At 72.9% G+C, this 22,685-nt stretch carries 20 protein-coding genes; 8 read left to right on the plus strand and 12 right to left on the minus strand.

Annotated features, from left to right (window positions below; all coding sequences use genetic code 11):
* Positions 1-45: 45 nt before the first annotated feature.
* From HS041_RS01465 to HS041_RS01475, 3 genes are all read left to right on the plus strand, one after another.
* On the plus strand, positions 46-582 hold the full coding sequence (locus HS041_RS01465) for an RNA polymerase sigma factor (protein ID WP_196438715.1): 537 nt from the start codon (positions 46-48) through the stop codon (positions 580-582).
* Complete coding sequence (locus tag HS041_RS01470) at positions 582-1,748, plus strand: hypothetical protein (protein WP_196438716.1); 1,167 nt, start codon at positions 582-584, stop codon at positions 1,746-1,748. Before HS041_RS01465 ends, HS041_RS01470 begins: the two co-directional genes overlap by 1 nt.
* 87 nt (positions 1,749-1,835) lie before the next feature.
* Entirely contained in the window at positions 1,836-2,804 is a 969-nt protein-coding gene (locus tag HS041_RS01475) for an aldo/keto reductase (protein ID WP_196438717.1), read from the plus strand.
* A 101-nt stretch (positions 2,805-2,905) separates the two neighbouring features.
* Here HS041_RS01475 and thpR read toward each other — a convergent pair whose 3' ends face one another.
* The 4 genes from thpR to HS041_RS01495 form a co-directional block, all read right to left on the minus strand.
* On the minus strand, positions 2,906-3,517 hold the full coding sequence (thpR, locus tag HS041_RS01480; protein ID WP_196438718.1) for an RNA 2',3'-cyclic phosphodiesterase: 612 nt from the start codon (positions 3,515-3,517) through the stop codon (positions 2,906-2,908).
* Positions 3,471-4,760: an MFS transporter gene (locus HS041_RS01485; RefSeq protein WP_307845124.1), complete on the minus strand. Its 1,290-nt coding sequence runs from the start codon at positions 4,758-4,760 to the stop codon at positions 3,471-3,473. Before HS041_RS01485 ends, thpR begins: the two co-directional genes overlap by 47 nt.
* A gap of 155 nt (positions 4,761-4,915) precedes the next feature.
* Positions 4,916-5,374 carry a MarR family winged helix-turn-helix transcriptional regulator gene (locus HS041_RS01490; protein ID WP_196438719.1) on the minus strand — a complete coding sequence of 153 codons (459 nt, stop codon included), beginning with the start codon at positions 5,372-5,374 and terminating at the stop codon, positions 4,916-4,918.
* Positions 5,375-5,579: 205 nt separating this feature from the next.
* Positions 5,580-7,136, minus strand: a complete 1,557-nt coding sequence (locus HS041_RS01495; protein WP_196438720.1) for a flavin monoamine oxidase family protein — start codon at positions 7,134-7,136, stop codon at positions 5,580-5,582.
* A 72-nt stretch (positions 7,137-7,208) separates the two neighbouring features.
* Between HS041_RS01495 and HS041_RS01500 the strand changes: the two genes are divergently transcribed.
* On the plus strand, positions 7,209-7,886 hold the full coding sequence (locus tag HS041_RS01500; protein WP_196438721.1) for a TetR/AcrR family transcriptional regulator: 678 nt from the start codon (positions 7,209-7,211) through the stop codon (positions 7,884-7,886).
* 95 nt (positions 7,887-7,981) lie between these two features.
* Positions 7,982-8,662, plus strand: a complete 681-nt coding sequence (locus tag HS041_RS01505; protein WP_196438722.1) for a hypothetical protein — start codon at positions 7,982-7,984, stop codon at positions 8,660-8,662.
* 108 nt (positions 8,663-8,770) lie between these two features.
* Here the strand turns inward: HS041_RS01505 and HS041_RS01510 are convergent, their stop codons facing one another.
* From HS041_RS01510 to HS041_RS01520, 3 genes are all read right to left on the minus strand, one after another.
* Complete coding sequence (locus HS041_RS01510) at positions 8,771-9,145, minus strand: DUF4259 domain-containing protein (RefSeq protein ID WP_196438723.1); 375 nt, start codon at positions 9,143-9,145, stop codon at positions 8,771-8,773.
* A 103-nt stretch (positions 9,146-9,248) separates the two neighbouring features.
* Positions 9,249-11,264, minus strand: coding sequence for a hypothetical protein (locus tag HS041_RS01515; protein WP_196438724.1), 2,016 nt, complete (start codon positions 11,262-11,264; stop codon positions 9,249-9,251).
* A 323-nt stretch (positions 11,265-11,587) separates the two neighbouring features.
* Positions 11,588-13,069 (minus strand): NCS2 family permease, encoded by a 1,482-nt coding sequence (locus HS041_RS01520; RefSeq protein ID WP_196438725.1) that lies wholly within the window; start codon positions 13,067-13,069, stop codon positions 11,588-11,590.
* A 131-nt stretch (positions 13,070-13,200) separates the two neighbouring features.
* Between HS041_RS01520 and HS041_RS01525 the strand changes: the two genes are divergently transcribed.
* Positions 13,201-13,533 carry a DUF2530 domain-containing protein gene (locus HS041_RS01525; protein ID WP_196438726.1) on the plus strand — a complete coding sequence of 111 codons (333 nt, stop codon included), beginning with the start codon at positions 13,201-13,203 and terminating at the stop codon, positions 13,531-13,533.
* Between the two features lie 18 nt (positions 13,534-13,551).
* On the opposite strand, the gene HS041_RS01530 is transcribed toward HS041_RS01525, so the two are convergent.
* Positions 13,552-16,686 (minus strand): sacsin N-terminal ATP-binding-like domain-containing protein, encoded by a 3,135-nt coding sequence (locus HS041_RS01530; RefSeq protein ID WP_196438727.1) that lies wholly within the window; start codon positions 16,684-16,686, stop codon positions 13,552-13,554.
* A 246-nt stretch (positions 16,687-16,932) separates the two neighbouring features.
* Complete coding sequence (locus HS041_RS01535; protein ID WP_196438728.1) at positions 16,933-17,751, minus strand: DUF3027 domain-containing protein; 819 nt, start codon at positions 17,749-17,751, stop codon at positions 16,933-16,935.
* 173 nt (positions 17,752-17,924) lie between these two features.
* Between HS041_RS01535 and HS041_RS38015 the strand changes: the two genes are divergently transcribed.
* Positions 17,925-19,511, plus strand: coding sequence for an MFS transporter (locus HS041_RS38015; RefSeq protein WP_307845126.1), 1,587 nt, complete (start codon positions 17,925-17,927; stop codon positions 19,509-19,511).
* A gap of 23 nt (positions 19,512-19,534) precedes the next feature.
* On the opposite strand, the gene HS041_RS39705 is transcribed toward HS041_RS38015, so the two are convergent.
* Complete coding sequence (locus tag HS041_RS39705; protein WP_196438730.1) at positions 19,535-19,933, minus strand: cold-shock protein; 399 nt, start codon at positions 19,931-19,933, stop codon at positions 19,535-19,537.
* 121 nt (positions 19,934-20,054) lie between these two features.
* Positions 20,055-20,672: an HAD family hydrolase gene (locus HS041_RS01550; protein WP_196438731.1), complete on the minus strand. Its 618-nt coding sequence runs from the start codon at positions 20,670-20,672 to the stop codon at positions 20,055-20,057.
* 231 nt (positions 20,673-20,903) lie between these two features.
* Between HS041_RS01550 and HS041_RS01555 the strand changes: the two genes are divergently transcribed.
* Positions 20,904-21,527: a TetR/AcrR family transcriptional regulator gene (locus tag HS041_RS01555; protein ID WP_196438732.1), complete on the plus strand. Its 624-nt coding sequence runs from the start codon at positions 20,904-20,906 to the stop codon at positions 21,525-21,527.
* Positions 21,528-21,584: 57 nt separating this feature from the next.
* Here HS041_RS01555 and HS041_RS01560 read toward each other — a convergent pair whose 3' ends face one another.
* Complete coding sequence (locus HS041_RS01560; protein WP_196438733.1) at positions 21,585-22,613, minus strand: hypothetical protein; 1,029 nt, start codon at positions 22,611-22,613, stop codon at positions 21,585-21,587.
* Between the last annotated feature and the right edge of the window lie 72 nt (positions 22,614-22,685).

A 22,685-nucleotide genomic window follows, 5' to 3' on the forward strand; every position in this document is an offset into this window, starting at 1 on the left:
GGAGAAGAAAGAGTGTCCTGTTCCTCCGGCAGGGGAGACCCTTGCATGATCACAGTTCCCGACGAGGCGTCGATCGCCGACCCCGAGCGGTTCGGCGCAGTGTTCGACGCCCACTACGAGGAGATCCGCCGCTACATCGGGCGGCGGCTCGACCTCGACATCGCCGAGGATCTCGCGGCCGATACCTTCCTGATCGCCTTCCGCCGGCGCGACCGGTTCGATCCCGCGCGGGGCGCCGTGCGGCCCTGGCTGTACGGCATCGCCACCAACCTGATCGGCCGGCACCGCCGGGCAGAGCTGCGCCGCTACCGGATCCTGGCCAAGGCCGGGCCGGACCCGGACGACGACGGCCACGACCAGCGGGTGGCGGACCGCGTCACGGCGGGGGTGACGGTCGGCCGGCTCTCGGGGGCGCTGGCGCGGCTGTCACGCGGGGAACGCGACACGATCCTGCTCTCCGCCTACGGCGGGCTCACCTACGAGGAGATCGCTGAGGCCCTCGGGGTGGCCTACGGCACCGTGGCATCCCGGCTCAGCCGGGCCAGGACCAAACTGCGCGGCTGGCTGGGAGTGGAGATCTGATGGACGATTTCAAGATTATCGACGACGTGATGCCCGACGTCCCCTTCCCGGCGGCCGGCACGGTCGCAGAGGCGAGGGCCCGCGTGTTCCGCCCCCGTCGCCGCCGCTCCCCCGCGTGGGCGGGGATCGTGACGGTGGCCGCGTCCGCGGCCACCGTCACGGTGATCGGCGCTGCCGTCGCCGTCCCCCGGCTGGGAGACGGCGCGAGGAACGGGACGGGAGGCGGTGTGACGGTCGCGGCCACCGATCCGGGCCCCGGTCCGAGCGCCCGTTCGAGTGCGGGAGTGAGTGCCGGGGGAGTGCTCGACGCCGTCGCGGACCGGCTGGCCCGGCGGGAGGAGCGCGGGCGCGCGAACTGGCGCGTGGAGATGGACCGGTTCGCCCGGTCGTCGTTCGACGGGGGGGCGTTCCTGGTCGAGGACCGGGGCAGGGAGGTCCATTGGGCGGGTCCGGACGGCCCCATCGCCACCGAGGCCTCCGCGATCGGGGCCGAGCCCCTCACCGCCGCCGACCGGGCGGCATGGGAGAAGGCGGGCTCGCCCCGGATCTGCGGGACGGACAGCAACTGCGAGAACGACCAGATCCCCTACGGCCGCACCCGGTACATTCCGGTCTCCTCGGGCGACTACCAACTGTCCAGCGTCCGGTTGAGCCCGCGGGAGCTCCGCAGGCTGCCGCAGGATCCGGCAGAGCTGAAGGCGGAGATCATGTCGCGCTGGGCGGCGGCGTTGAAGGGGATCGAGAACAGCGACGCCCCCGCCGGAGGGGACGTCCCCTCGGACGGTGACATCGTGTGGTGGGTGGGCACGCGCCTGCTCACCGAGGTCCCGGCCACCCCTCCGGTCCGGGCGGCCGCCCTGCGCATGCTGTCCGCCCTGCCGGACGTGCGGGTCGCCGACGACGTCCGGGACGTCGGGGGGCGGGCGGGCCTGGCCCTCACGCGCGACACCGGCGGGCCGTACGCGGAGCGGATCGTGATCGACCGCGCCACGGGCGACCCCCTGGCGCTGGAGGAGGTGCTCACCGCGCCCGTGCCCGATCTGAAGGGCCTTCCGGCCGGAGGCGTGGCCTTCTCCCGGCTGGTGCGGCGGATCGGCTGGACCGACGACGCCCCCGCCCTGCCCGAGGGCTGTACGCCGCGAGCGAAGAAGGAGTGCCTTCGCTGAGGGATGGGGGTCCGCAGGCGGCACACGCCCGGACCCCCCGAAGCATGACTCGCCTGGAGTGCACTCCAGGTACCTAGGGTGGAATCCATGGATTACACGCAGCTTGGCCGTACCGGCCTGAAGGTCAGCCGGCTCTGCCTGGGCACCATGAACTTCGGCCCCGAGACCACGGAGGAAGACTCCTTCGCGATCATGGACCGGGCCCACGACCTGGGGATCAACTTCTTCGACACAGCCAACGTCTACGGCTGGAAGAAGGGCGAGGGCATCACCGAGAACATCATCGGGCGATGGTTCGCCCAGGGCGGCGGCCGCCGCGAGAAGACGGTCATCGCCACCAAGCTCTACGGCGGCATGGGCGACTGGCCCAACGAGGACCGGCTCTCGGCGCTCAACATCCGCCGGGCCTGCGACGCCTCGCTCAAGCGCATGCAGACCGACTACATCGATCTGTACCAGGCCCACCACGTCGACCGGAACACCCCGTTCGAGGAGTTCTGGGAGGCCATGGACATCCTGAAGCAGCAGGGCAAGATCCTGTACGTCGGTTCGTCCAACTTCGCGGGCTGGCACATCGCCAAGGCGCAGGAGACCGCCCGCCGCCGCAACAGCGTCGGCCTGGTCTCCGAGCAGTCCCACTACAACCTGCTCGTCCGTGCCGCCGAGCTTGAGGTCATCCCGGCGTGCGAGGACTACGGGCTCGGCCTGATCCCGTGGAGCCCTCTCGCGGGCGGCCTGCTCGGCGGCATCCTGCGGAAGATCGACAAGGGCCGCTCGGCCTCGGAGACCATGGTCAAGGAGCTGGGCAAGCACCGCGACAAGATCGAGCGGTACGAGGCCTTCTGCGACGAGCTCGGCGAGGACCCGGCCAACGTCGGCCTGGCCTGGCTGCTGCACCAGCGGGCGGTCACCGCGCCGATCATCGGTCCGCGCACGCTGGAGCAGCTCGACGGCACCGTCAAGACCCTGGAGATCGAGCTCGACGAGAAGGCCCTGGCCCGCCTCGACGAGATCTTCCCCGGCTTCAAGACGGCTCCCGAGGAGTATGCCTGGTAGGAGGCGCTCAGGAGATCAGGGAGCCGATCACCACGAGGAGCACGAGCAGTGCGAGCACCGTGGGCAGCAGCCAGCGACGGGGACGATCCACGCCCTGGAGCCTAGTCCCGCCCACCGGGTGCCCGTGCCGTCAGGGGCCATTCCGCAACCGTCTCGTAGCGGACCCTGGCCCCGAGGTGGCTCCGCACCAGGTGTACGGCTCCCGCCTCCCAGGGGGTTCCGGCGAACGGCCCGAGGGCCTCGACCAGAGGGCTCACGTCGGCGTCGGCACGCAGCCTGGCGAGGGTGAGGTGCGGCCGGAACCGCTTGCCCTCGTCCGCCTGAACGGCTCCCGCCCGCCGGGCCCCCGCCATGACGGACTCGGCCAGCCGGACGATCCTGGGGCGTCCCCGCCCCGGACCCGCCCCGCCGGGTGACTCCGTGCAGTCGCGCAGCCCGGCCCAGAGGACGCGCGCCCGGCGGGCCGAGGGGAACGCGCCCGCGCCGGTGAAGGCCAGCGTCATCGGCGCGTGGCGCGACGCCGCGCGCCCGAGCCGGATCTCCAGCTCGGGCAGGACCTCCTCCGCCACCTCGCCCAGGAACGCCAGCGTCAGATGCCAGTTCTCCTGATCGATCCAGCGCAGGTGCGGCCAGGCGGCGTGATGGGGTTCGAGCGCGCGGGCGAGCTCATCGCGCACCGGCTGCGGCGGCAGCAACCCCGCGAACAGTCGCATGCGACCTCCTGCCGATCACCTTCGTCAGCATTATCGCCGCACCGACGCCGAGCAGGGTGAGCGCCCCGCCGACCACGACGCCCGCGCGCGGACCGCCGAGGTCGGCGATCCAGCCGAGCAGCGGTGCGCCGACGGGGGCGCCGCCGGTGAACACCAGCACGTAGATGCCCATCACCCGGCCCCGCATCTCCGGCGAGGCGGCGAGCTGGACGCTGGAGTTGGCGGAGGTGTTGACCGAGATCAGCGCGATGCCGGTGGGGACGAGGAGGAGCAGGTAGAGGGGGTACCACGGCGCCAGGCCGGTGGCGATCTGGAAGAGACCGAACGAGACCGCGCCGCCGATCAGCAGCCGCCGGCTGGGCCGTACCCGCCGGGCCGCCATCAGCGCGCCGCCCAGCGCGCCGACCGCGAACACGCTGGAGGCCAGCCCGAAGGAGGCCGCACCCGAACCGAAGACCTCGCTGGACATCAGCGCGATCGACATCGAGAACGACTGCGTGCACAGCGAGACGAACGCGACCAGCAGGATCGGCATGAGAAGCTCCTGCCGGTCCAGTACGTAGCGCAGGCCCTCGCGGAGCTGGCCCTTGTCCCGGGAGACCGGTTCGGGAGTGGTCAGCTCCGAGGTGCGCATCATCGCCAGGCCTCCGAGGACGGCGAGGAACGAGACCGCGTTGATCAGGAAGATCGGTCCGGTGCCGCCGAGCACGTGGATGAGCACGCCCGCCACCGCCGGGCCGACGACGCGGGCCAGGTTGAAGCTGGAGGCGTTCAGCGCGATGGCGTTGGGCAGGTCCTTGCGGCCGACCATCTCGACCACGAACGACTGCCGCGTCGGCACCTCGACGCAGGCGATGAGGCCGAGCACGAAGGCCATCACGTAGACGTGCCACTCCCGTGCCGCGCCGGTCACGACGAGCGCCCCCATGGTCAGCGCGAGCACGCCCAGGAGCGACTGCGCGACGAGCAGCACCCGCCGCTTGGGATAGCGGTCGGCGATCATGCCGCCCCAGAGGCCGAACAGCAGCATCGGGAGGAACTGCAGCGCGGTGGTCACGCCCAGCGCGGTGGCGCTGCCGCCCGTCAGACCCAGCACGAGCAGGTCCTGCGCGGTGCGCTGCATCCATCCGCCGGCGTTGGAGACCACGCCGCCGATCGCGAAGAGCCGGTAGTTGTGGTTGCGCAACGAGCGGAACATCCCGCCCCGCGCCTCCGGCACCACCTGGGCGGTTGCGGTCTCCACGGCCTGGGTCTCGCGTGCGGACGCCTCCCGCGCGATCCTCCGCCGGCGCAGCCGCGCCCGCCATCCCAGCTTCTTGCCGGGTACGGCGGGCGGCTCGGAACCCGGCGCCTCGGCCCCTGCGGGGACGGCCGAGGCGCCGGGTTCCTCGGGCTCGGCTAGATCCGGCTGAGCTTCTCCAGAATCGGAGCCGCCTGCCGGAGCACCGCCCTCTCCTCGGGTGTCAGCTCCTTCAACCGCTGCGTCAGCCACGCCTCTCTGAGGCGCCGTTCCTCTTTCAGCAACGCCGAGCCCTCCGCGGTCACGCTCACCGTCACCTGCCGCCGGTCGGTCGGGTGCGGTGTACGCGAGAGGAGCCCCCGCTCTTCCAGCGCGGCGATCACGCGCGTCATCGAGGGCGGCTGCACCTTCTCGCGCTCGGCCAATTCGCCGGGGGTTATCCCGGAATGCAGTTCCACGGCGACGAGCGTCGCGACCTGGGTGGGGGTCAGCGAGTGGCCCGTCCCCTGCCTGCGCAGCCGCCTGGTCAGTCGTGCCAGTGACACGCGCAGCGCGGACGCCAGACCGGCGTCGCTGCGCAGGTTCGCGACGGGGTCCTTCCTGGGTGGGGTGTTCATTAGCGTAAGTCATTACCTTTGCTAACGAAGCTGGATCGCATCTCATTCCCTCCGGCTCGGGTTTTATTCCGCGAGCCGTACAGCGTGCCAGACGCGACCCCGATCCCCAACCGGTGGGCGGTGATTGCGCGAGTGAGGTCGATCTCAACGCCGGTCCCGGCGGAGACCACGGCGTCCCCCGGCCGGGGCGCGGGCACCCGGGAGATCACGTCTGCAGTCTCAGCTCCACCGACGGGACTCCCAGCAGACGCCCGGCCTCGCGGACGCCGGAGGTGAAGGCGCCGTCGGCGTGACCGAAACGCACCGTGGAGGTCGCCTCGCCCGCGAACAGCACGCGACCGGCGACCGGGGCGGCCAGGGCCTCGATCGCGGCGACGCCGGCGCCGGGGGTGAGGTGGGTGTAGGCGCCGCGGGCGAACGGGTCGTTCCGCCAGCGGGTGACGGCCGAGGCCACCGGCGGCGGAAGTTTCGCGCGGAGCACGGAGGCGAGCGCCTCCTGGGCCCGCCCCAGCACCTCGTCCTCGGCCCGCGCGGCCAGGGCCCTCCCGGCGGGACCGCCGGCCAGCGCGATCAGGGTGGGCGCGCCGGCCGGGCCGGTGGCGTCGATCCAGGCGCGGAACGGGGTGTCGCCGTGCCGGACGAGGAAGCCGGTGGCGTCGCCGTCCCAGTGGCGGGAGCCGTACCGCAGCACCACCTTCTCGAAGTCGCCGAAGCCGAGCCCCGCGACGGCCCGCGCCTTCGGCTCGGGCAGAGCCGGGAGGAAGGCGATCGCTCCCGATTTGAGCACCCCGAGGGGAACGGTGACCAGCACGTGCGAGCCGCGCTCGGTGCGGCCGTCGGCCGTCTCCACGGTGACGCCGTCACCGGTGGCCCGGACCACGCGGACGGCCGAGCCCGTCCGAACGGCCGCGTCGGGGGTGAGCGCCGCGACCAGACGGCGGTATCCGCCCTCCGGGACGTCGTCGCCCCCGCCGTAGGGTTCCGGGACCTTCAGCACCGCGGCGGACAGGTCGGCGGCCGGGGCGGCCAGTTCCGTCTCGACGACCGTCCGGAGGATGAACCGGACCCACTCGCGGCGGTCGGCGTCGGCCTCCTCGGCGCAGTAGGCGTCGATGAGACCGGCGAGGGTCGTCTCCCGCCCTCCGTCGCCGGGCTCTCCGGGCCGCCCGGCGGGGCCTCCGGACGGCCCGAACCGGGCGGCGAGCTCCTCGGCGGCGCGCTCGAACCGGGCGGCGAGCCTTTCGGCGGCGTCCTCGAACCCGGCGGCGCTGCGGAGAAGGCGCAGGCGGCCGATCCCGCGCACGCGCACGCCTCCCTCTCCCACCAGCGCGACCCCGGTGGTGAGGCCGTCGAGGTCGTACGGCCGCCGCCGGATGCCCGCCCGGTCGCACAGTTCCGTCAGCGGGTTCCCCTGGGGGTTGTGGATCCACGCCGCGCCCAGGTCGACGTCGGCTCCGCCGGTCTCGACCGTGCGGATCCGGCCGCCCAGTCGGTCCCTCGCCTCCAGGACCAGCACCTCCACCCCGGCCGACGCCAGGGCGTTGGCCGCGGCGAGACCGGCGAGGCCGGCCCCGATCACGATGACGCGGGTGACGTCGCCCACGACGCCGCCCTGCACGGCGCCGTCGTGATCGACCGCCCACCTGCCCCCGGCTGGGCACCGAACCGACGACGCACCGGCCCGGTAGCCGAAGGCGGCTCCGGCGGCCGTGACCGACAGCCCGGCCATCCCTGCCAGCAGCTCTTTTCTCGTCAGGCGCATGCCGCTCCCCATCGCTCCTGGTGAACCGCGTTGTACGGTGAACAACAGCGAATCTATTGTACGGTGGACAACATGGTCAAGAAGATCACCGGAGACCGGTCCCGTGAGGCGGCCGAGCCGGAGCGGCAACCCCTGTCCCGGGAGCTGATCCTGCGGCGGGCCCTGGAGATGATCGACGAGGCCGGGGTGGAGGCGCTGAGCGTCCGGCGCCTCGCCACCGACCTCGGTGTGTTCCCGACGGCGCTGTACTACTACCTGCCGACCAGGAACGCGGTGCTGCGCGGCGTCGTGGAGACCGTCCTGGAGGAGATGGACCTCACGCGGGCCCGCACCGGCGGCTGGCGGGACCGGGTCCGGGCGCTGTGCCACGCCCTGCGGCAGGTCGCGCACGCCCATCCCCGGCTCTTCCCCTACCTGGCCTCCTACCCGGAGAGCACCATGCAGGAGTACCGGATCTACGAGGAGCTGTACCGCGCGCTGGAGGAGGCCGGCCTGCCCCCCGTGCGGATCGTGCACGCGAGCACCCTGCTCTTCTCCTACACCACCGGCTTCACGCTCGCCGAGGTCAACGCCGCCATCGGCCCGCCGGACGAGGCCGAGTCCGGCCAGCTGTCGGCGCTGCCCCCCGCCGAGTTCCCCGTCACCCACCGGCTGGCCGGCGAGATCCGCGGCCTCGACCTGGAGGCGGGTTTCGCGGCCGGGATCGAGGTGATCCTCGACGGCCTGACCGGGCGGCCGGCCGCGGGGTGAACCCCCCGCCGGTCGCCTGTTCGGCCGAAGCGCTCGCGGTCCGGCGCCGCGAGAATCCTGCACGTGCCGACATCCGTCCCCGCCAGGAGTGACCAGTGACCACTCACCCGCGCGCCGACCCCACCCGCGGGCAGCCTGCTCCCGTCCGTCAGGTCGCTCTCCGCACCGCCCTCCTGACGCTCGTCCCCGCCGTGCTCGCCGCAGCCGGACTGCTGCACCCGCATCACCTGACGCAGGACACCGCCGTACGGTGGGTCGCCCTGCACCTGTTCCTCCTCCCGGTGTTTCCCCTGCTGGCGGGCTCCCTGCTGCTGCTCCTGCGCGGGCTGGAGGGTCCCTGGGTGAGGGCCGCGCGGGTGGGCTCCTACGTCTACGCGATCTTCTACACGAGCCTCGACGCGATCGCCGGGGTCGCCTACGGGACCTTGGTGGCCAACACCGACGACCTCTCCGCCCTGACCCGTGCCGGTACGGCCATCGACGTGGTCGGAGGAGCGCTCGGACTGGTCGGGTCGGCGGGCTTCCTGCTGGCCTCGATCGCGACGACCGCGGCCCTGGCCGCACGTCACGGCGGACGGCGCGTGGCGGTCGGCGGCGCGATCCTGATCGCCGCCTCCGTCATGTGGCTGGGCAGCCACATCTACTGGCCCGAAGGCGTGATCACCGTACTGGGCCTGGGACTGGGAATCGGGCTGCTCAACGTCGCGAGCTCCGACGGGGTCCCGGCCGGCGCCGGCGACCGGGTGGCCCTCGCTCCACCGTCGAGTCCCCGATGAACCCGGCCGGCCGCCGGTAGTACACGGGAACGTCCGCGTCGTCCTTTCCGAGTCGGCGGTGAGCTCTTACCACCCCGTGGCGCGGGCCTCCGGCCGATCCCCGCAACGCTACGCCTCACGCCGGGCGGCAAGTTCGGCCAGCCGGTCGAACGTCCGGATGAGCACCGCGCGCCGCTGCGCCCGGTATTCAGGACGCGGCTTCAGGTTGTCTATCGCCCCGTCCCAGACGGCCATGTACGTCTTCTTCCACTCCCCGATCGTGTCCGCTCCAGGCAGCTCGGCGCCGACGTAGTGCTGCTGGGCGATGAGGTACAGCAGTTCGAGGTTGCACGGGACCGCGACACCCCAGTACTCGTCGGGCTCGAGGTGGATCGGATCACCCGCCATCGCCTCGGAGACCTCGGTGATCAGCCGATCGGTGATGATCGAGAGGTGATCGGCCGCCGTGTCCTCATCGAAGTTTCCCGGGCCCCAGATACCCATTCGATCTCCTTGAAGCGATGTTCCCGGTGACGCTACCGCCTGGATCGACGGCGGGTCACAGCCAGCGCCCGCAGGGGACGAAGCCCCGTTCACGCGGGTCGCTTCACGCATCGACCGGGTCGACGCGCCTGCGGATGGATTCGGGAGCGGGGTGGCGGGCCAGGTAGTCCTGGAGTTCCCGGTGGCGGAACTGGTAGGCGATGCCGGCGACGCGGATGAGGCCGATCTCGGTGCACCAGTGCAGGAACCGGCCCAGCCGCCACGGCAGCGCCTGGCGGCTCCAGCTCCGGGTGCACGCCAGGAACGCGACGTAGCGCAGCGCCACGGTCCCGGACGCGAGGCCGAACGCCAGCCCGGCCGCCGCCCCGGCCACGAGGCCGGACGCGAGACCGACGGCAGGGGTGATCCCCAGGCCGGCGGCGAGCCCGATCCCCACTCCGACTCCCAGCCCGCTGGCGGCATCGGACAGCACCACGGTGCGGGGAGTCCGCGCTGTCGCGGTCCCGGAACCGGTGGATGTCTCCATGAAGCCGATCACCAGGCCGGCCGCCAGCCCGACCGCGAGGTTACCGGCGAGCCCGGCCGCCAAACCGACGACGGTCCCGGCTGCGATACGGCGCCGGCTGGCGCGCGTGGTCAGCACGGGTACGCGCAGACGTCGCGGCTCCGGCCACGCCGACCACGCCCTCGCCGCCACGGTGAGACCCGCCAGGATCGCGACGCCCGTCGTCAGGTCGAAGCCCCAGGCTCGCATCCCCATCACTCCGGCGAGCAACCACGGCATGACGACGGGCAGCACGTGCACGATCCGCGGGAGGCGGGGTCCGGCCAGCGGCCACAGCTCGTGCAGCACCAGATCCGTGCCCGGCAGGGGTCGTCCGTCGAGCGCCGGGGGCGGGGCAGCGGCGTTGCGGTCCAGGTAGCGGGCCAGCACCGCCAGCCACGTCCACACCTGGCGCGGGCTGTAGGGGGCGTCGGCGGGAGTGACGGTGGAGATCAGTTGTGCCAGGAGATGATCTCCGATGGCTTCGGCCGAGTCCAGGGCGGTCAGCTCGGCAGGAGTGCGTAGAGAGCTCGTGCGGGGGCCGTGGGGGCTGGGGCGTTCATAGACGGTCACAGCCAGGGTGAGCCGCCACGGGGTGGCCAGGCCGCGGGCCAGCGGTCCGACCGGTTCGGTCCTCAGCGTCTCCAGCACCCCCTCCCATCGCGGCGAGCCCTGGGTGCGGCGGCTCAGAAACCCTGCGGCTGTGACGGACAGGACCGGGAGGATCTCCACCCAGGTGATGTCGGCGCCGCCGCTGCGGGCGGCACGCAGCGCCTGGTACTGGGCGGTGCGGCAGGTCAGCACCACATCGGCCCGGTCGCTGCCATGCAGGTAGGCATCCACCTGAGCCAGGGCCTGGCCGGCGCGGGAGGCTCCGCCGGGGGCGGAGCCGGCGTCCATCTCGTCCAGGCCGTCCAGGACCGGCAGCACCAGCCGGGCCGCCACCAACTGCTCGGCGACGGCCGGCTGCAGGCGGAACACCCGCACCAGGTGGATTCGCAGGAGTTCGTCGACGCTGCGGCGGACGTCCCAGGAGGCGGCCGAGATCCGTACCGGCACCGGGTCGTCCGTACGGCGTCCGGCGAGCAGTCCCAGGATCAGTTCGATGGCCAGGACCGTCTTGCCGGCGCCGGGCGCACCGGTGATCACCAGCCGGTGGGGAGGGCGTGGCCGAGGCGGCCGGTAGTAGTCGACGATCTGCGTGAGCCTGCCTCCAGGGGGGAAATCCAGCACCCGGTGGGCGGGGGCGTGGAGCAGAGCGAACGTCACGTCGATCGGTACGACGTGGTCGCCCAGCATCCGGTAGCGGGCCTCCTGCTCGGCCTCCCCGACGGCGATGGCCAGTTCCTTGAGCGCATCGGCCGGGGTGAGCGGCTGCCGCAGCGCCTGACCCAGCGTCCACAGGCTCACCCCGAGGGCCAGCAGGGCGATGACCGCGCCGAGCGGATCGATGTCTCCGACTCCCTCGGCCTCCGGCAGCAGCCAGGCGCCCGCTGCGGCGGCGGCCAGCGCCGTCAGGAGCGCCGCCGCGCTGACGAGCCCGTACCTGGCACGTGTGCGGCGATCTCGGCCCATGGCCACTGATACTGACGCACCGCGCCCGGCTGTGATAGGGGCACCGCCGGCTTCCCGCAGGCTTCCTCGGGCGGCGGGGCGGCGTCGGGGTGTCGTACGGCGGCCGCTGACAGCACCGGCTTCGACATGCCGGTCGCCCTGTGGAGCAGTCAGCCGGGGAACAGGACGACCCGCAGCGGGCGAAGCAGTGTCATCGACCGGCTCCGTGCTCTCCCGGGCCGGGGACGCTCCCTCGTCCCCAGTGCCGGGCGTCTGAGCCACAAGACGGACAAGGCCGTCGCGGCGACCGCGAACGGTCACCACGACGGCCTCCAGAACGGTGCTCAGGCGAGGCCGAGCAGGACCTTGATGGGGCCGAGGGCGAAGTAGACGACGAACAGGGCCGCGACCACCCACATCAGCGGGTGCACCTCACGCGCCCTGCCCTTCACCAGCTTGATCAGCACGAAGGTGACGAACCCCGCGCCGATTCCGTTGGCGATCGAGTAGCTGAAAGGCATCAGCACGATCGTGAGGAAGGCCGGGATGGCGATCTCGTAGTCGGTGAAGTCGATGTCACGGATGGAGGTCATCATCAGGAAGCCCACCACGACCAGCGCCGGGGCGGCGGCCTCGTGGGGGACGATGCCGACCAGCGGTGAGATGAAGATCGCCAGCAGGAACAGCACGCCGGTGACCACGCTGGCCAGACCGGTGCGCGCACCCTCGCCGACGCCCGCGGCCGACTCGATGTAGGTCGTGTTGGAGGAGACCGAGCCCGCGCCACCGGCCGCCGCGCCGATCGAGTCGACGAGCAGGATCTCGCGTGTCCTGGGCAGCGTGCCGTCTTCCTTGATCAGCCCGGCCTGGCCGCCGACGCCGACGATCGTGCCCATGGTGTCGAAGAAGTCGGTGATCAGCAGGGTGAAGACGAGCAGCAGGACCATGATGACCGAGACGGAGCTGAACGCGCCTACGGGATCGAACTCCCTGAACAGCACCAGCGGGTTGCTGAACCCGAAGATGTTGTCGGGCAGCCCGGGGACGACGAGCCGGAAGCCGAACGGGTTGGGATTGTCGGGCGTCCCCGGGCCGCCGACCTTGGCCACCGCCTCGACGACGATCGCGAGGACCGTGGTGGCGACGATGCCGATCAGGATGGCGCCCTTCACCTTGCGGGCCACCAGCAGGGCGGTCAGCAGCAGGCCGACCACGAACACGAGCAGCGGCCAGCTCGTCAGGCCGCCTTCGATGCCGAGCTCCAGCGGTACGGCGGGCGCCTTGCGGACGAAACCGGCGTCCACGAAGCCGATCAGCGCGATGAACAGGCCGATGCCGACGCTGATCGCAGTCTTGAGCTGGGCCGGGATGGCGTTGAACACCGCGGTGCGGAACCCGGTCAGCACCAGGAGGGCGATGATCACGCCTTCCAGGAAGACCAGGCCCATGGCCGACTCCCAGGACATCTGCGTGGCGATGCCGAAGGTGACGAAGGCGTTGAGGCCCAGGCCCGCGGCCATCGCGAACGGGACCCTGCCGATGACGCCCATCAGGATGCTGAGCACCCCGGCGACGAAGGCGGTGCCCGCGGCGACCAGGGGGATGGGCGCCGAGGTCGCGTCGGCGATGTACTGGCCCTCGACGTCCTTGGCCGTGGCGATGATCAGGGGGTTGAGCACCACGATGTAGGCCATCGTGAAGAAGGTCGCGAAGCCGCCGCGAACCTCCCTGCCCACTGACGAACCACGTTCAGAGATGTGGAAGAAACGGTCAAGTGAACTTTTTGGGGGTGTTTTAGCATCATGGACTGTCTTAGCGTCACTCACGGACGCAGATTGGCAGCAAGCACCTGCTCCCGGAAGGCCCAGTTCACGATGGTGATGGGATCGCAACCGATCCGCGCCCTCACTCTTCCCGTTTTGCGAGTAGTGAGATTTCGTCGCCTACGCTGGATCGTGTGAACGAGCCTCGCCGCCAGGATCTCCAGCCGCTGAAGACCAACGACACGGCGACGATCCTCGCGGGCATGGGCCTGTGGACGATCGCCCTCGTCGTGCTCGTGGTGCTCCGGCCCGGCCCCGAGCACCAGTGGTGGATCTGGACGTGCGTGTCGGGCCTGTGCGGCGGACTCTTCGGTCTCTGGTACGTCCGGCGGCGCGACCGCCGGGGCCCGCCGCCTCTCTCGGAGGAGCCGGTCGAGCCCGCGACGGCGATCCCGCCCGCCTCGCCCGCGCCCGGGACGGACGGGTCCGGGACCCTCGGCGACAGCAGCGGGCGGCCGGTCACCTGACGGCGCCCGTGCCGGGCGTCAGCCGGTCGAGTCGGTCCAGCTGTCCAGGTCGGCCTCGGCGAGCAGCAGCGGCACCGCGGCGGGGTCGTGCAGCAGCGCGGCGACGGCGAGCCGGTCGCCCCACTGCCCCGACGCCCACGCGAGCCCCCGGGCCAGTCCCTCCACCCCGGAGGCGTGCACCGTGCCCTCATCGAACCGCCAGGTGACCGGGACGCCGTCCACCAGCAGCTTCTCGTGCTCCAGATAGGTCGTGGGCGTGGTCGGCAGCAGGGACCGCACGGCGGGCGGGACTTCCCGCATCTCCCCCAGGGAGGTCACCTCGCCGGCCGCCTCCTCCCCGGCGAGCGGCAGGTCGAGCAGCTCCGACAGCGCCTCGGCCAGGTCGAACGGGGCAAGGATCAGCGGCCGGTCCGCCACCAGCGGGAGCAGGTCCGGCGCCTCCACCACGACCGGCTCGCCCGCCCCGGCGCCCGAGCCGTGTCCGCTGCCGGAGAGCAGGTGCCCGTCCTCGACGCCGGCGACGACGATCTCACCGCCGAGGACGGCGCGGACCGCGCGCGGGGGCGCGACCCGGGCCGGGTCGACCGCGGCGAGCGCCACCCACAGGGCCCGCAGCTGGGCCCGGTCGACCTCGACGGAGGGGTCGGCGAGCAGGTCGAGGAGCTCGTCGGGGCCGCCGTGCGAGGCGAGCAGGTCGGCCAGGGTGGTCCGCACGCCGATCATCGCCAGGGCGGCCTCGTCGGCGGCGGCCGGGGCCTCGCCGTACAGGCCGAACAGCAGCGGGTCGCCGGTGGCCAGGCGCAGCTCCGTGGGGCGCCTGCCGCCGAGCACCGGGTGGGTGGAGAGCCACCACGAGGTGTAGGACGGCACTTCCACGACCTCCCCCGCCGCCAGGACGCGCAGCGGGTGCAGGACCGAACGCAGCGGCGGCCGGGAGAGCAGGGCGAGGGCGGCGGGCCAGTCGGCGACGTACTCCAGGTCCCGGACGGCGGAGAACTCGCGTGCCACCGGAGGCACGTCCAGTTCGGGCAGGAGGTCGAGCACGTGCTCCAGCCATTCGTCCTCGCGGTCCAGGTCGTGGTCGCACTCGTCCGGGTCGATCATGACGTCGGAGTCGTTCACCACGGCGAAGCCGTCGAGCACCCCGGCCGCGGCCAGCACCCGCGAGCCGTACCGCTCCACCAGCTCGGGCGCGGCGGTGCCGAAGTGGGTCTCGGAGTCCAGCAGGCCGGCCAGCGCGCCCTCGGCCAGGAGCAGCTCGCCCGCCGGGTAGAGCTCGCCGTCGGCGCCGCGCAGCGCCAGGTCGGCCAGCCACGGGGCCTCCCCCGCGGTCAGCCCGGCCGCGTCGACCAGCGCGAGCACGGCCTGGGCCACCGGCTCGGGGTCGGCGCTCTCCAGGGACTCGGAGACGGCCGCCCGGGTGAGCGGGTCTTCCAGGACGGTGCGGGGCGTCGCCTCGGCCGCGCCCAGCCGCAGCAGGAGCGGGTGGGCGGCCTCGGGGTGCACCACGCGGAGCCCGAGCGGGGCGAGCACGGCCAGGTCCAGGGAACCGCCCTCGGTCAGCACGAGTGTGCCGCGCGGCCCCCGGACCAGGCGGCCGTCGGCCAGCGGGACCGGCAGCGCGCCGAGCGCCTCGGGGTCGTCGGCGGGCAGGACCTCGTACAGCGAGCGCCACCAGGCCGGTTCCCGGCTCTCCTCCGCGCCGCCGGAGAGGTCGCCGGAGAGCATGTCCACGACCTCGGCCAGTTCCACCCGCTTCACGCCGAGCGCGACGATCGCGGGGTGCCGGGACGGCCATCCGGCGGGCAGCAGGCCGGGCACCATCGCGGCGATCTTCTCCAGCAGCGCGCCGGGGGCCGCCACGACGGAGGCCTGCCGCCCGGACACGACCGGGTCCCCGCCGCTTCGGGGCTCCGCGCCGGCGGGTGCGGCACCGGCGGGCGGGCCGCCCAGCAGCGCGTCGGCGGGTGCCCGGTCGGCGGGCGGGGAGAGCGCGGGCAGGAGCGGGGTGTCGGGGAGCCGCCGCAGGATCGCCCTGCGGATGCGGGCGTCGAGCTCGCCCTTGCCCATCATGCCGGGCACGAGGTCGAGCAGCTTCGGGGTGCGCGGCAGCCCGGAGAGCAGCTCCAGGTAGGCCTCGGCGGCGCGCTCGACCAGGAAGTCGGTGAGGGGGCCCATCGCGACGTGCCGACGGTCGGTGGCCAGCGGGAAGGAGGCGATCAGGAGCGCGGGCAGGTCGAGCGGCTCGTCGCTCGGGGTGGGCGCGTGCACCACGGCCGGCACCCTCGCGGGCAGCGGCAGCGGCTCGCCGCCCCCCGCCTCGGCCGCGCCCGGGGCGACGGGCACGGCCCAGCGGACCTGCCAGTACGGCCGCGCGCGTTCCTCGGTCGGGCGGTCGGCGAACAGCTCGGACACCTGGTCGGGGGAGAAGCTCCCGGAGGCCGAGACGACCTGCCAGCCGTCGGTGACGACGGTCCGGGTCTCGCCGTCCACGTCGATCTCGATCGACTCCAGGGCCGGCATTCCGAGCAGCAGTGCGGGACCGGCCTCGGCCAGCATCCGCCGGACGGCCTCCACCGCCGCCTCGTCGCGCAGCGGGAGCCGTACCAGCGTGTCGAACCCCGGTGGGATCTCCAGGGGGCCTGCGGGGAACGGCAGGCGCAGCAGGGGCACGTGCCCGCCGCGCTCGGCGAGCTCCTGAGCCAGGACCGGTTCGGCCGCCACCAGCGCGGCGGTCTGGTCACGGGACCAGCGGACCACCCCGGAGCCGAGCGAGCCGATCACCGGCTCGTCGCAGACCGAGACCACGGCCGCGAAGCCGACCCCGAACCGGCCCGTCGCCCCGGCCTCGTCGCGCTTGGCGGAGACGCGCAGCGTGGACAGGCTCTCGATCCCGGCGGCGTCGATCGGGGCGCCGGTGTTGGCGGCCGAGAGCACGCCCTCGCGCAGCGAGAGTCGCAGGCGGCCGGGGACCCCGGCGCGCAGGGCGGCGTCGGCGGCGTTCTGCGCGAGCTCGACGATCAGCCGGTCGCGGTAGCCGCCGAGCGCGAAGTCCTCCTCCGCGTTGGCGTCCTCGCGGAAACGCGCGGGCGAGGCGGTCCACGCCGTGAGCACGGCGGAGCGCAAGCGGTCGGTGCCGAAGGTGTCAGTCACAGCGATGAGTCCAAACGTCGGGGCCCGCGGACGGCGTCGCACGGTCGCCGGGCCGGGACCGGAGGTGATCCGGATGACAGCCCGGGGCCGCTCCCGGTCCGGACGGTCCGGACGAGGTCGCGGACCGCTCCCGGCCGGTGTGACGGCCCCGGAGCGTGCGCATCCGGATGACGGACCCGGCCGGTCCGGGCGGTCTTCGGCCCGGACCGGCCGGGCCGGGGTTCGGTCAGGGAAAGCGCCGCCGGGTCAGGAGTGGCCCAGCGGCTCGTCGGAGGAGACGTCGTCCACGGAGCCGGCCAGCTCCGCTTCGGAGGGCTCCTCCTCCAGGTCGTAGGCGTGGTCGTCGAGGATCGGGAGGGTCGGCTCCACCTGGTGCGGCACCACGGCGGCCTCGGAGTGCGCGCCGCAGCCGTGGTCGGCGGCGACCACCTTGCCGTCGTCGGGGGCGTACTCGTTGGCGCAGACGCCGAAGCCGGTGCGCAGCGCGCCCGCGAGCGGCCAGTAGAACCCGCAGGTGGAGCACTGGGCCGGAGCGGCGTGCGCGATCGGGGTATGCGGGCCGGCCTCGCCTGCGTGCCAGCGCCGCACGGCGAGGTCGCGGCCGATCGGGGACAGCACCCGGGCCCGGCCGAGACCGTACTCGAAGATCATCTGACGGTCGGTCTCGTCGTCCGTGTCGGTGAAACCGGGCGCGAGCCGGTCGTCGTCCTCGGTGGTCGGCAGCAGGTCGCCCACGCCGAGGTCGCCGGGGCGCAGCCGCTCGCTCCACGGCACCCACGGGGGCGCCAGGAGCGCGCCGGCGCCGGGCAGCAGCACGACCTCGCTCACCGTGACGTTGCGCGCACGGGAGGCCCGCGTGACGGTGACGGCCCAGCGCCACCCGCGGTAGGCGCGGTCCAGGCAGGCGAAGTAGTGGGTGACGATCCGGTCGCCCTCGCCCTCGGCGCCCAGGTGCTCGCCGATCTGCTCCGGTCTGACGTCCTCCTCGACCGCGGAACGGGCCAGGTCGACCGCGGCGGCGCACGCCTGGTCGAGGGCTGCGGCACGAGATCGGGTACGGGTCACGAGTCCTCCTCCGTCATCCTCGTAACCCGAGGGGCGCCGTCTCCATTACCTCGCTCGTTCACGGTCTCATTCTCGCCTATGCCCGGAGCGAACGGCACCGGTAACCACCCATCACCCGGCAAGTGACCGGTCACACCGGGCACGACATGTGTCCTTTGGGTAAGACTGGATGCGTGGCAGGTGGCTGGGAGAGAGCGTGGCGGACGGCGACGGAGGCCTCCCGCCGGTTCGGCCGTGCGGCCGCCGGGGCGGGGCGGGCGGGCGCGCGGGCCGGTAGGAGCACCGGACGGGCGGCCGCGCGGGCCGGGCGTGGCGTGGCGGACGCCACCCGGGGAGCAGGCCGGGCCGCGCGGCGGCTGACCCACGCCCAGGGCGCGGGCCGGACCGGGCTGGGCCAGCTGATCGAGCTGACCGCCGCGCACAGCGCGGGCGACGCGCTGGTCACCGCCGCGCTGGCCGGGACGCTGTTCAAACTGCCGGTCAACGAGGCCCGGGGACAGGTCGCGCTCTACCTGCTGATCACGATGATCCCGTTCGTGGTCGTCGCGCCGTTCGTCGGCCCGGTCCTCGACCGGTTCCGCTCGGGCCGCCGCTTCGTCATGGCCGGCACCCTGTTCGGCCGTGGACTGCTCTGCTTCGCGATGGCGGCGGCGGTCGTCTCGGAGGACGCCTTCACCATCTTCCCCGCGGCGCTGGCCGTGCTGGTGCTGTCGAAGGCCTACAACGTCTCCCGGGCCGCGATCATGCCCAGCGTGCTGCCCGCCGACATCGCGCTGGTCACCGCCAATGCCAGGGTCGCGCTGTTCGCGCTGGTCTCGGCCGGGATCGCGGTGTCCGCCGGGGCGGGCGTCAGCGCCTGGCTCGGCGCCGAGTGGGTGCTGCGCGCGGCGATGCTGCTCTTCCTGCTGCAGGGCGTGCTGGCCGTACGGCTCCCGCGCCACGTGGACTCCCCCGACCTGGAGGAGCTCCAGGAGGACCCCGAGCGCCCGCCCCGCTGGCGCACCATGCTCAACGTGGGCCCGGTGGTCGCCGAGTCGATGCTGGCCAACGTCGCCATCCGCCTCTACTCCGGGTTCCTGCTGTTCTACCTGCTCTTCCTGGTGCAGGAGAAGAAGGTGCCCGGCCTGCCGGTGACGGTCACGATCGGCGTGCTGGCGCTGGCCGCCGGGGCCGGCGGCCTGGCCGGGGCGGGTGTGGCCTCATGGGTGCGCAACCACTCGCCTCAGGTGATCGTGCTGGCCACGCTCGCGCTGTCGGGGGTGGCCACGATCGTGGCGGTCGTGGTGTTCTCCCTGTGGACGGCGGTGGCCGTCGCCCTGGTGGCCGCGTTCGCCCAGGGGCTGGGCAAGCTGGCGCTGGACGCGATCGTGCAGCGCGAGATCGGCGAGGAGGTGCGCTCGTCCACGTTCGGCGTGGTCGAGGCGTTCCTGCAGATCGCCTGGGTGGGCGGCGGGCTGGTCGGGCTGCTGCTCTCGCTGTTCGCCGACGGGCCCGCCGGGCTCGCGGTGATGACCGTGGTCCTGGCGGGATCGCTCGGCTGGCTTCTGCTGCAGCGGCGCAGGCGGATCCGGGCGAGAGACGCCCGGATCGCGGCCGCCAGGGCCGCCGCCCCGGCGGAGGCTCCCGCAGCGGCCCGGAAGGCCGGGTCCTCGGCGCCGGCCCCCGGAAACCGGAGCGGGGGGACCACCACCACCGTCGTACGGCGTGATGATCCCCCCGCGGAGAACCGGACCAAGCCGCTGACCAACCCGCACGGCTGAGGCGGGGCGGGCGGACGGGGCGGTCAGGCGTCCAGGTCGTCGGCGACCGCGCGGAGCACGGTGGCGATCTTCTTGGCGTGCGCGGCCTCCGGGTGCTTGCCCTTCTGGTAGGACATGGAGACCGTGTCCAGGAGCTTGATCAGGTCCTCCACGATGACGACCATCTCGTCGGGCTTCTTGCGCTTGCCCTTCGGCTTGGCGGCCTTGGCGAGGGTAGGGGGCTGGTCGATCACGCGGACCGAGAGCGCCTGCTGGCCGCGGCGCCCTTCGGCCACGCCGAACTCGACCTTCTGGCCCGGCTTGAGGGAGTCCACGCCGCCGGGCAGCGCGGACGAATGCACGAAGACCTCACCGCCGTCGTCGCGGGTGAGGAAGCCGAAACCCTTGTCGGCGTCGTACCACTTGACCTTGCCACTCGGCACAGGGGTGACCTCGTTCAGACTCTCGTGAAAGGGATGGGAACAGGTTATGCCCACGGAAGGCCGAGGGCGACCGGGTGAATCGGGTAGGAGGGTGCCCGATCGGGATGTCTCGCGGACGTCCCTAAACGAGCGCGGCCGGGGTTCGCCACCCGTCGAACCATCCGGCGAACTCGGTCAGGTCCTCCAGCACAACATCGGCTCCGTGATCACGCAGCTCTCCTACCGGATAGAGACCAGTCGCCACCGCCACGCTGACGGCGCCTCCCGCGCGCGCCGCCTCGATGTCGGCGACGTGATCTCCAACATAGGCCGCCGCGCCGAAAGTCGCGAGAGCCGGGCCCTTGTCCGCTCCGAAGACCGATCCCGCGACCTCGTCCACGTCCAATCCGAGGAATTCCACCGTGCTCAGCGCGTCGCGGGAGTTCTTGCCGGTGACCACGATGACCCTGCCGCCGGCCTGCCGTACCGTCTCCACGGCTTCGCGCGCTCCGGCCATGAGGGTGGTGACGGGTACGGCCAGCGACGGGTACAGGGACCGGAAGATCGCGGCGGCCGCGGGGATCTCCTCCGCGGGGAGCCAGTTGGCCAGTTCCCACTCCAGCGGCGGGCCCAGCCGGGCCACCACGGCCGCGCTGTCGATCGCCACTCCGATGCGCAGTGACAGCTCGTCGTAGACGGCGGCGATGCCCGCGCGCGTGTCCGCGAGCGTCATGTCGAGATCGAACCCCACTGAATGCATACCCCGAAGGATGTCAAATAAGGACATAACCGGGTAATCCAAAATTTCTTCCGTTGATCGTCGACGCGGCTCCGCGAGAGCGCTGTACGCGGTGGCGGCACTGTGGAACCCTTCGGGAAAGGAATCACTTACCGGGAGGGGAGTGGTCATCGCCACAGGTGACGGCGGGGCGATCCGTGTCCCGGCGGATTCCCCACTGGATAAGGTCATCACGGAGGTGTCGGCAGCGAAATGACCAGATCGACGCGCGAGCGGATCATCGACGAGGCCCTGCGGCTCTTCGCCGAGCGGGGCTACTCGGCGACCTCGGTGGCCGAGATCGAGGCCGCTTCCGGGCTCTCCCCCGGCGCGGGCGGGCTCTACCGGCATTTCAAGTCGAAGTACGAGGTGCTGGCCGCCGCGATGAACGAGCACGCGTCCCGCACCCGGGCGCAGATCGCCGAGACCCTGGCCGAGATGAACGCCGTCGACGCCTCCCTCGACATCGAGAACCGCCTGGCCCACCTGTGCCGGGCCGGGCTGGCCAAGGTCCGCGAGGAGAGCGAGCTGACGCGCGTCTTCTTCCGCGACCTGAGCCAGTTCCCCGAGCTGGTGGCGACCGTGCGCGAAGGACTGCTGCAGCCCATGTTCGACGCGATCACCACGTGGTTCCGCGCCCAGCCCGAATACGCCGAGGCCGACGTCGACTGGGCCGCGATCGGCGCCGTGCTCGGCGGCGCGGTGGTCCACTACCGGCTGTTCCAGGAGACGGTGGGAGAGCCCCCCGGCCGCGCGGAGCGCGACCGTTTCGTGGCCGCCTGGGTCCAGCTCGCGCTCGGCCTGCTGCCCCGTCCCGCGGTGCAGGCGGTGGGCTGAGACCCGCGGTGCAGGCGGTGGGCTGAGACCCGCGCCGGGGCCGAACGCCCGGCGGGACTACCGCGATCTGCCCGTGAGCGGGGCGGGCGGGTTGACCAGGCGGTAGGCCAGCCAGAGGACGCCCACCGCCGTGCCGATCACGAAGATCAGCCCGCTCACCCGGAAGAAGTCGTCGACCATCCTCTCGATCGCGCCTCCGGTGCGGATGAACGCCGCCGCCGCGCCGCCGACGGAGTAGGCGAGCAGCGGAACGGCCACGCCGAGCGTCTTGTCACCGACCTCCCAGCCCGGACAGGACAGCACGACCGCCGTCCCGACCGCCCACACCACGAACGGGATCGGGAAGACCGCGACCGGCGCCAGCGGGAGCGGGACGAGGACCGCGGCCAGGGCGAGCAGCACCATCCCGGCCACCTCCCGCGGACGCTCCGACAGGATCGAGACCGCGTCGGCGGCGTCCCGCCCGCCTCCCGGGCGGCGCTCCCGCCCGCCTGGCCGCCTCCAGCGGTCCCGGCGCCCGGGGGGCCGCTCCCCGCCGTCCCGCCCGGCCCCTCGCCGGCGCCGGACGGGACCGGTGCCGGACCGCTCCCCGGCCAGCGCCCTCCTGGCCTCCTCGATCGACCTGGCCATGCCCGGCGGCATCCCCTGGGACGTTCCTGGCCCCGGCGGCCGGGAGGCCGGCGCCGCGTCCGGCGACCGTTCCTCCACCGCCGGGAGCTCCTGGGTGACGGGCTCCACGGAGGTGACGAGCGTCGGAGGGTCGTCCGGAGGCGGGGCCGGACGGGGCACGACCCCGGACGGGCGGATCACCGGGCCCGTACGGCCGGCCGCCTCCGCCGGTCTCTGCCGGGCCCGCTCCCCCGCCAGGCGCATGACCTCCCGCTCCACCAGGACCACGGGGTCGCCGAAGCGGGCGAGGACCTTCTCCACGACGGCGGCGCTCTCCGATCCCCTCCGCTCCGCGTCGATCCGCTCGCGTAGCCGGTGGACGAAGTCGATCCGCTGCTCCGGGCGCAGCACGCCGTGGGCGGCGTCCGCCGCCCGGCTGACGTACTCCAGGACGAGCTGGTCGGCATGCTCGATCACCCTTGTCATCCTCCCTCAGCGGCTCCCGCCGGGCGACCCTTTCCCCCGTTCCGTACCGATCAGGTGCTCGCG

The organism is Planomonospora sp. ID67723, from assembly GCF_015711605.1.
GTDB lineage: Bacteria > Actinomycetota > Actinomycetes > Streptosporangiales > Streptosporangiaceae > Planomonospora_A.

Bases quoted from the DNA above. Each gene is read 5' to 3' on its own strand.
- HS041_RS01465 (WP_196438715.1), top strand. From the start codon at position 46: ATGATCACAGTTCCCGACGAGGCGTCGATCGCCGACCCCGAGCGGTTC.
- HS041_RS01470 (WP_196438716.1), top strand. From the start codon at position 582: ATGGACGATTTCAAGATTATCGACGACGTGATGCCCGACGTCCCCTTC.
- HS041_RS01475 (WP_196438717.1), top strand. From the start codon at position 1,836: ATGGATTACACGCAGCTTGGCCGTACCGGCCTGAAGGTCAGCCGGCTC.
- thpR (WP_196438718.1), bottom strand. From the start codon at position 3,517: ATGCGACTGTTCGCGGGGTTGCTGCCGCCGCAGCCGGTGCGCGATGAG.
- HS041_RS01490 (WP_196438719.1), bottom strand. From the start codon at position 5,374: ATGAACACCCCACCCAGGAAGGACCCCGTCGCGAACCTGCGCAGCGAC.
- HS041_RS01495 (WP_196438720.1), bottom strand. From the start codon at position 7,136: ATGCGCCTGACGAGAAAAGAGCTGCTGGCAGGGATGGCCGGGCTGTCG.
- HS041_RS01500 (WP_196438721.1), top strand. From the start codon at position 7,209: ATGGTCAAGAAGATCACCGGAGACCGGTCCCGTGAGGCGGCCGAGCCG.
- HS041_RS01510 (WP_196438723.1), bottom strand. From the start codon at position 9,145: ATGGGTATCTGGGGCCCGGGAAACTTCGATGAGGACACGGCGGCCGAT.
- HS041_RS01515 (WP_196438724.1), bottom strand. From the start codon at position 11,264: ATGGGCCGAGATCGCCGCACACGTGCCAGGTACGGGCTCGTCAGCGCG.
- HS041_RS01550 (WP_196438731.1), bottom strand. From the start codon at position 20,672: ATGCATTCAGTGGGGTTCGATCTCGACATGACGCTCGCGGACACGCGC.
- HS041_RS01555 (WP_196438732.1), top strand. From the start codon at position 20,904: ATGACCAGATCGACGCGCGAGCGGATCATCGACGAGGCCCTGCGGCTC.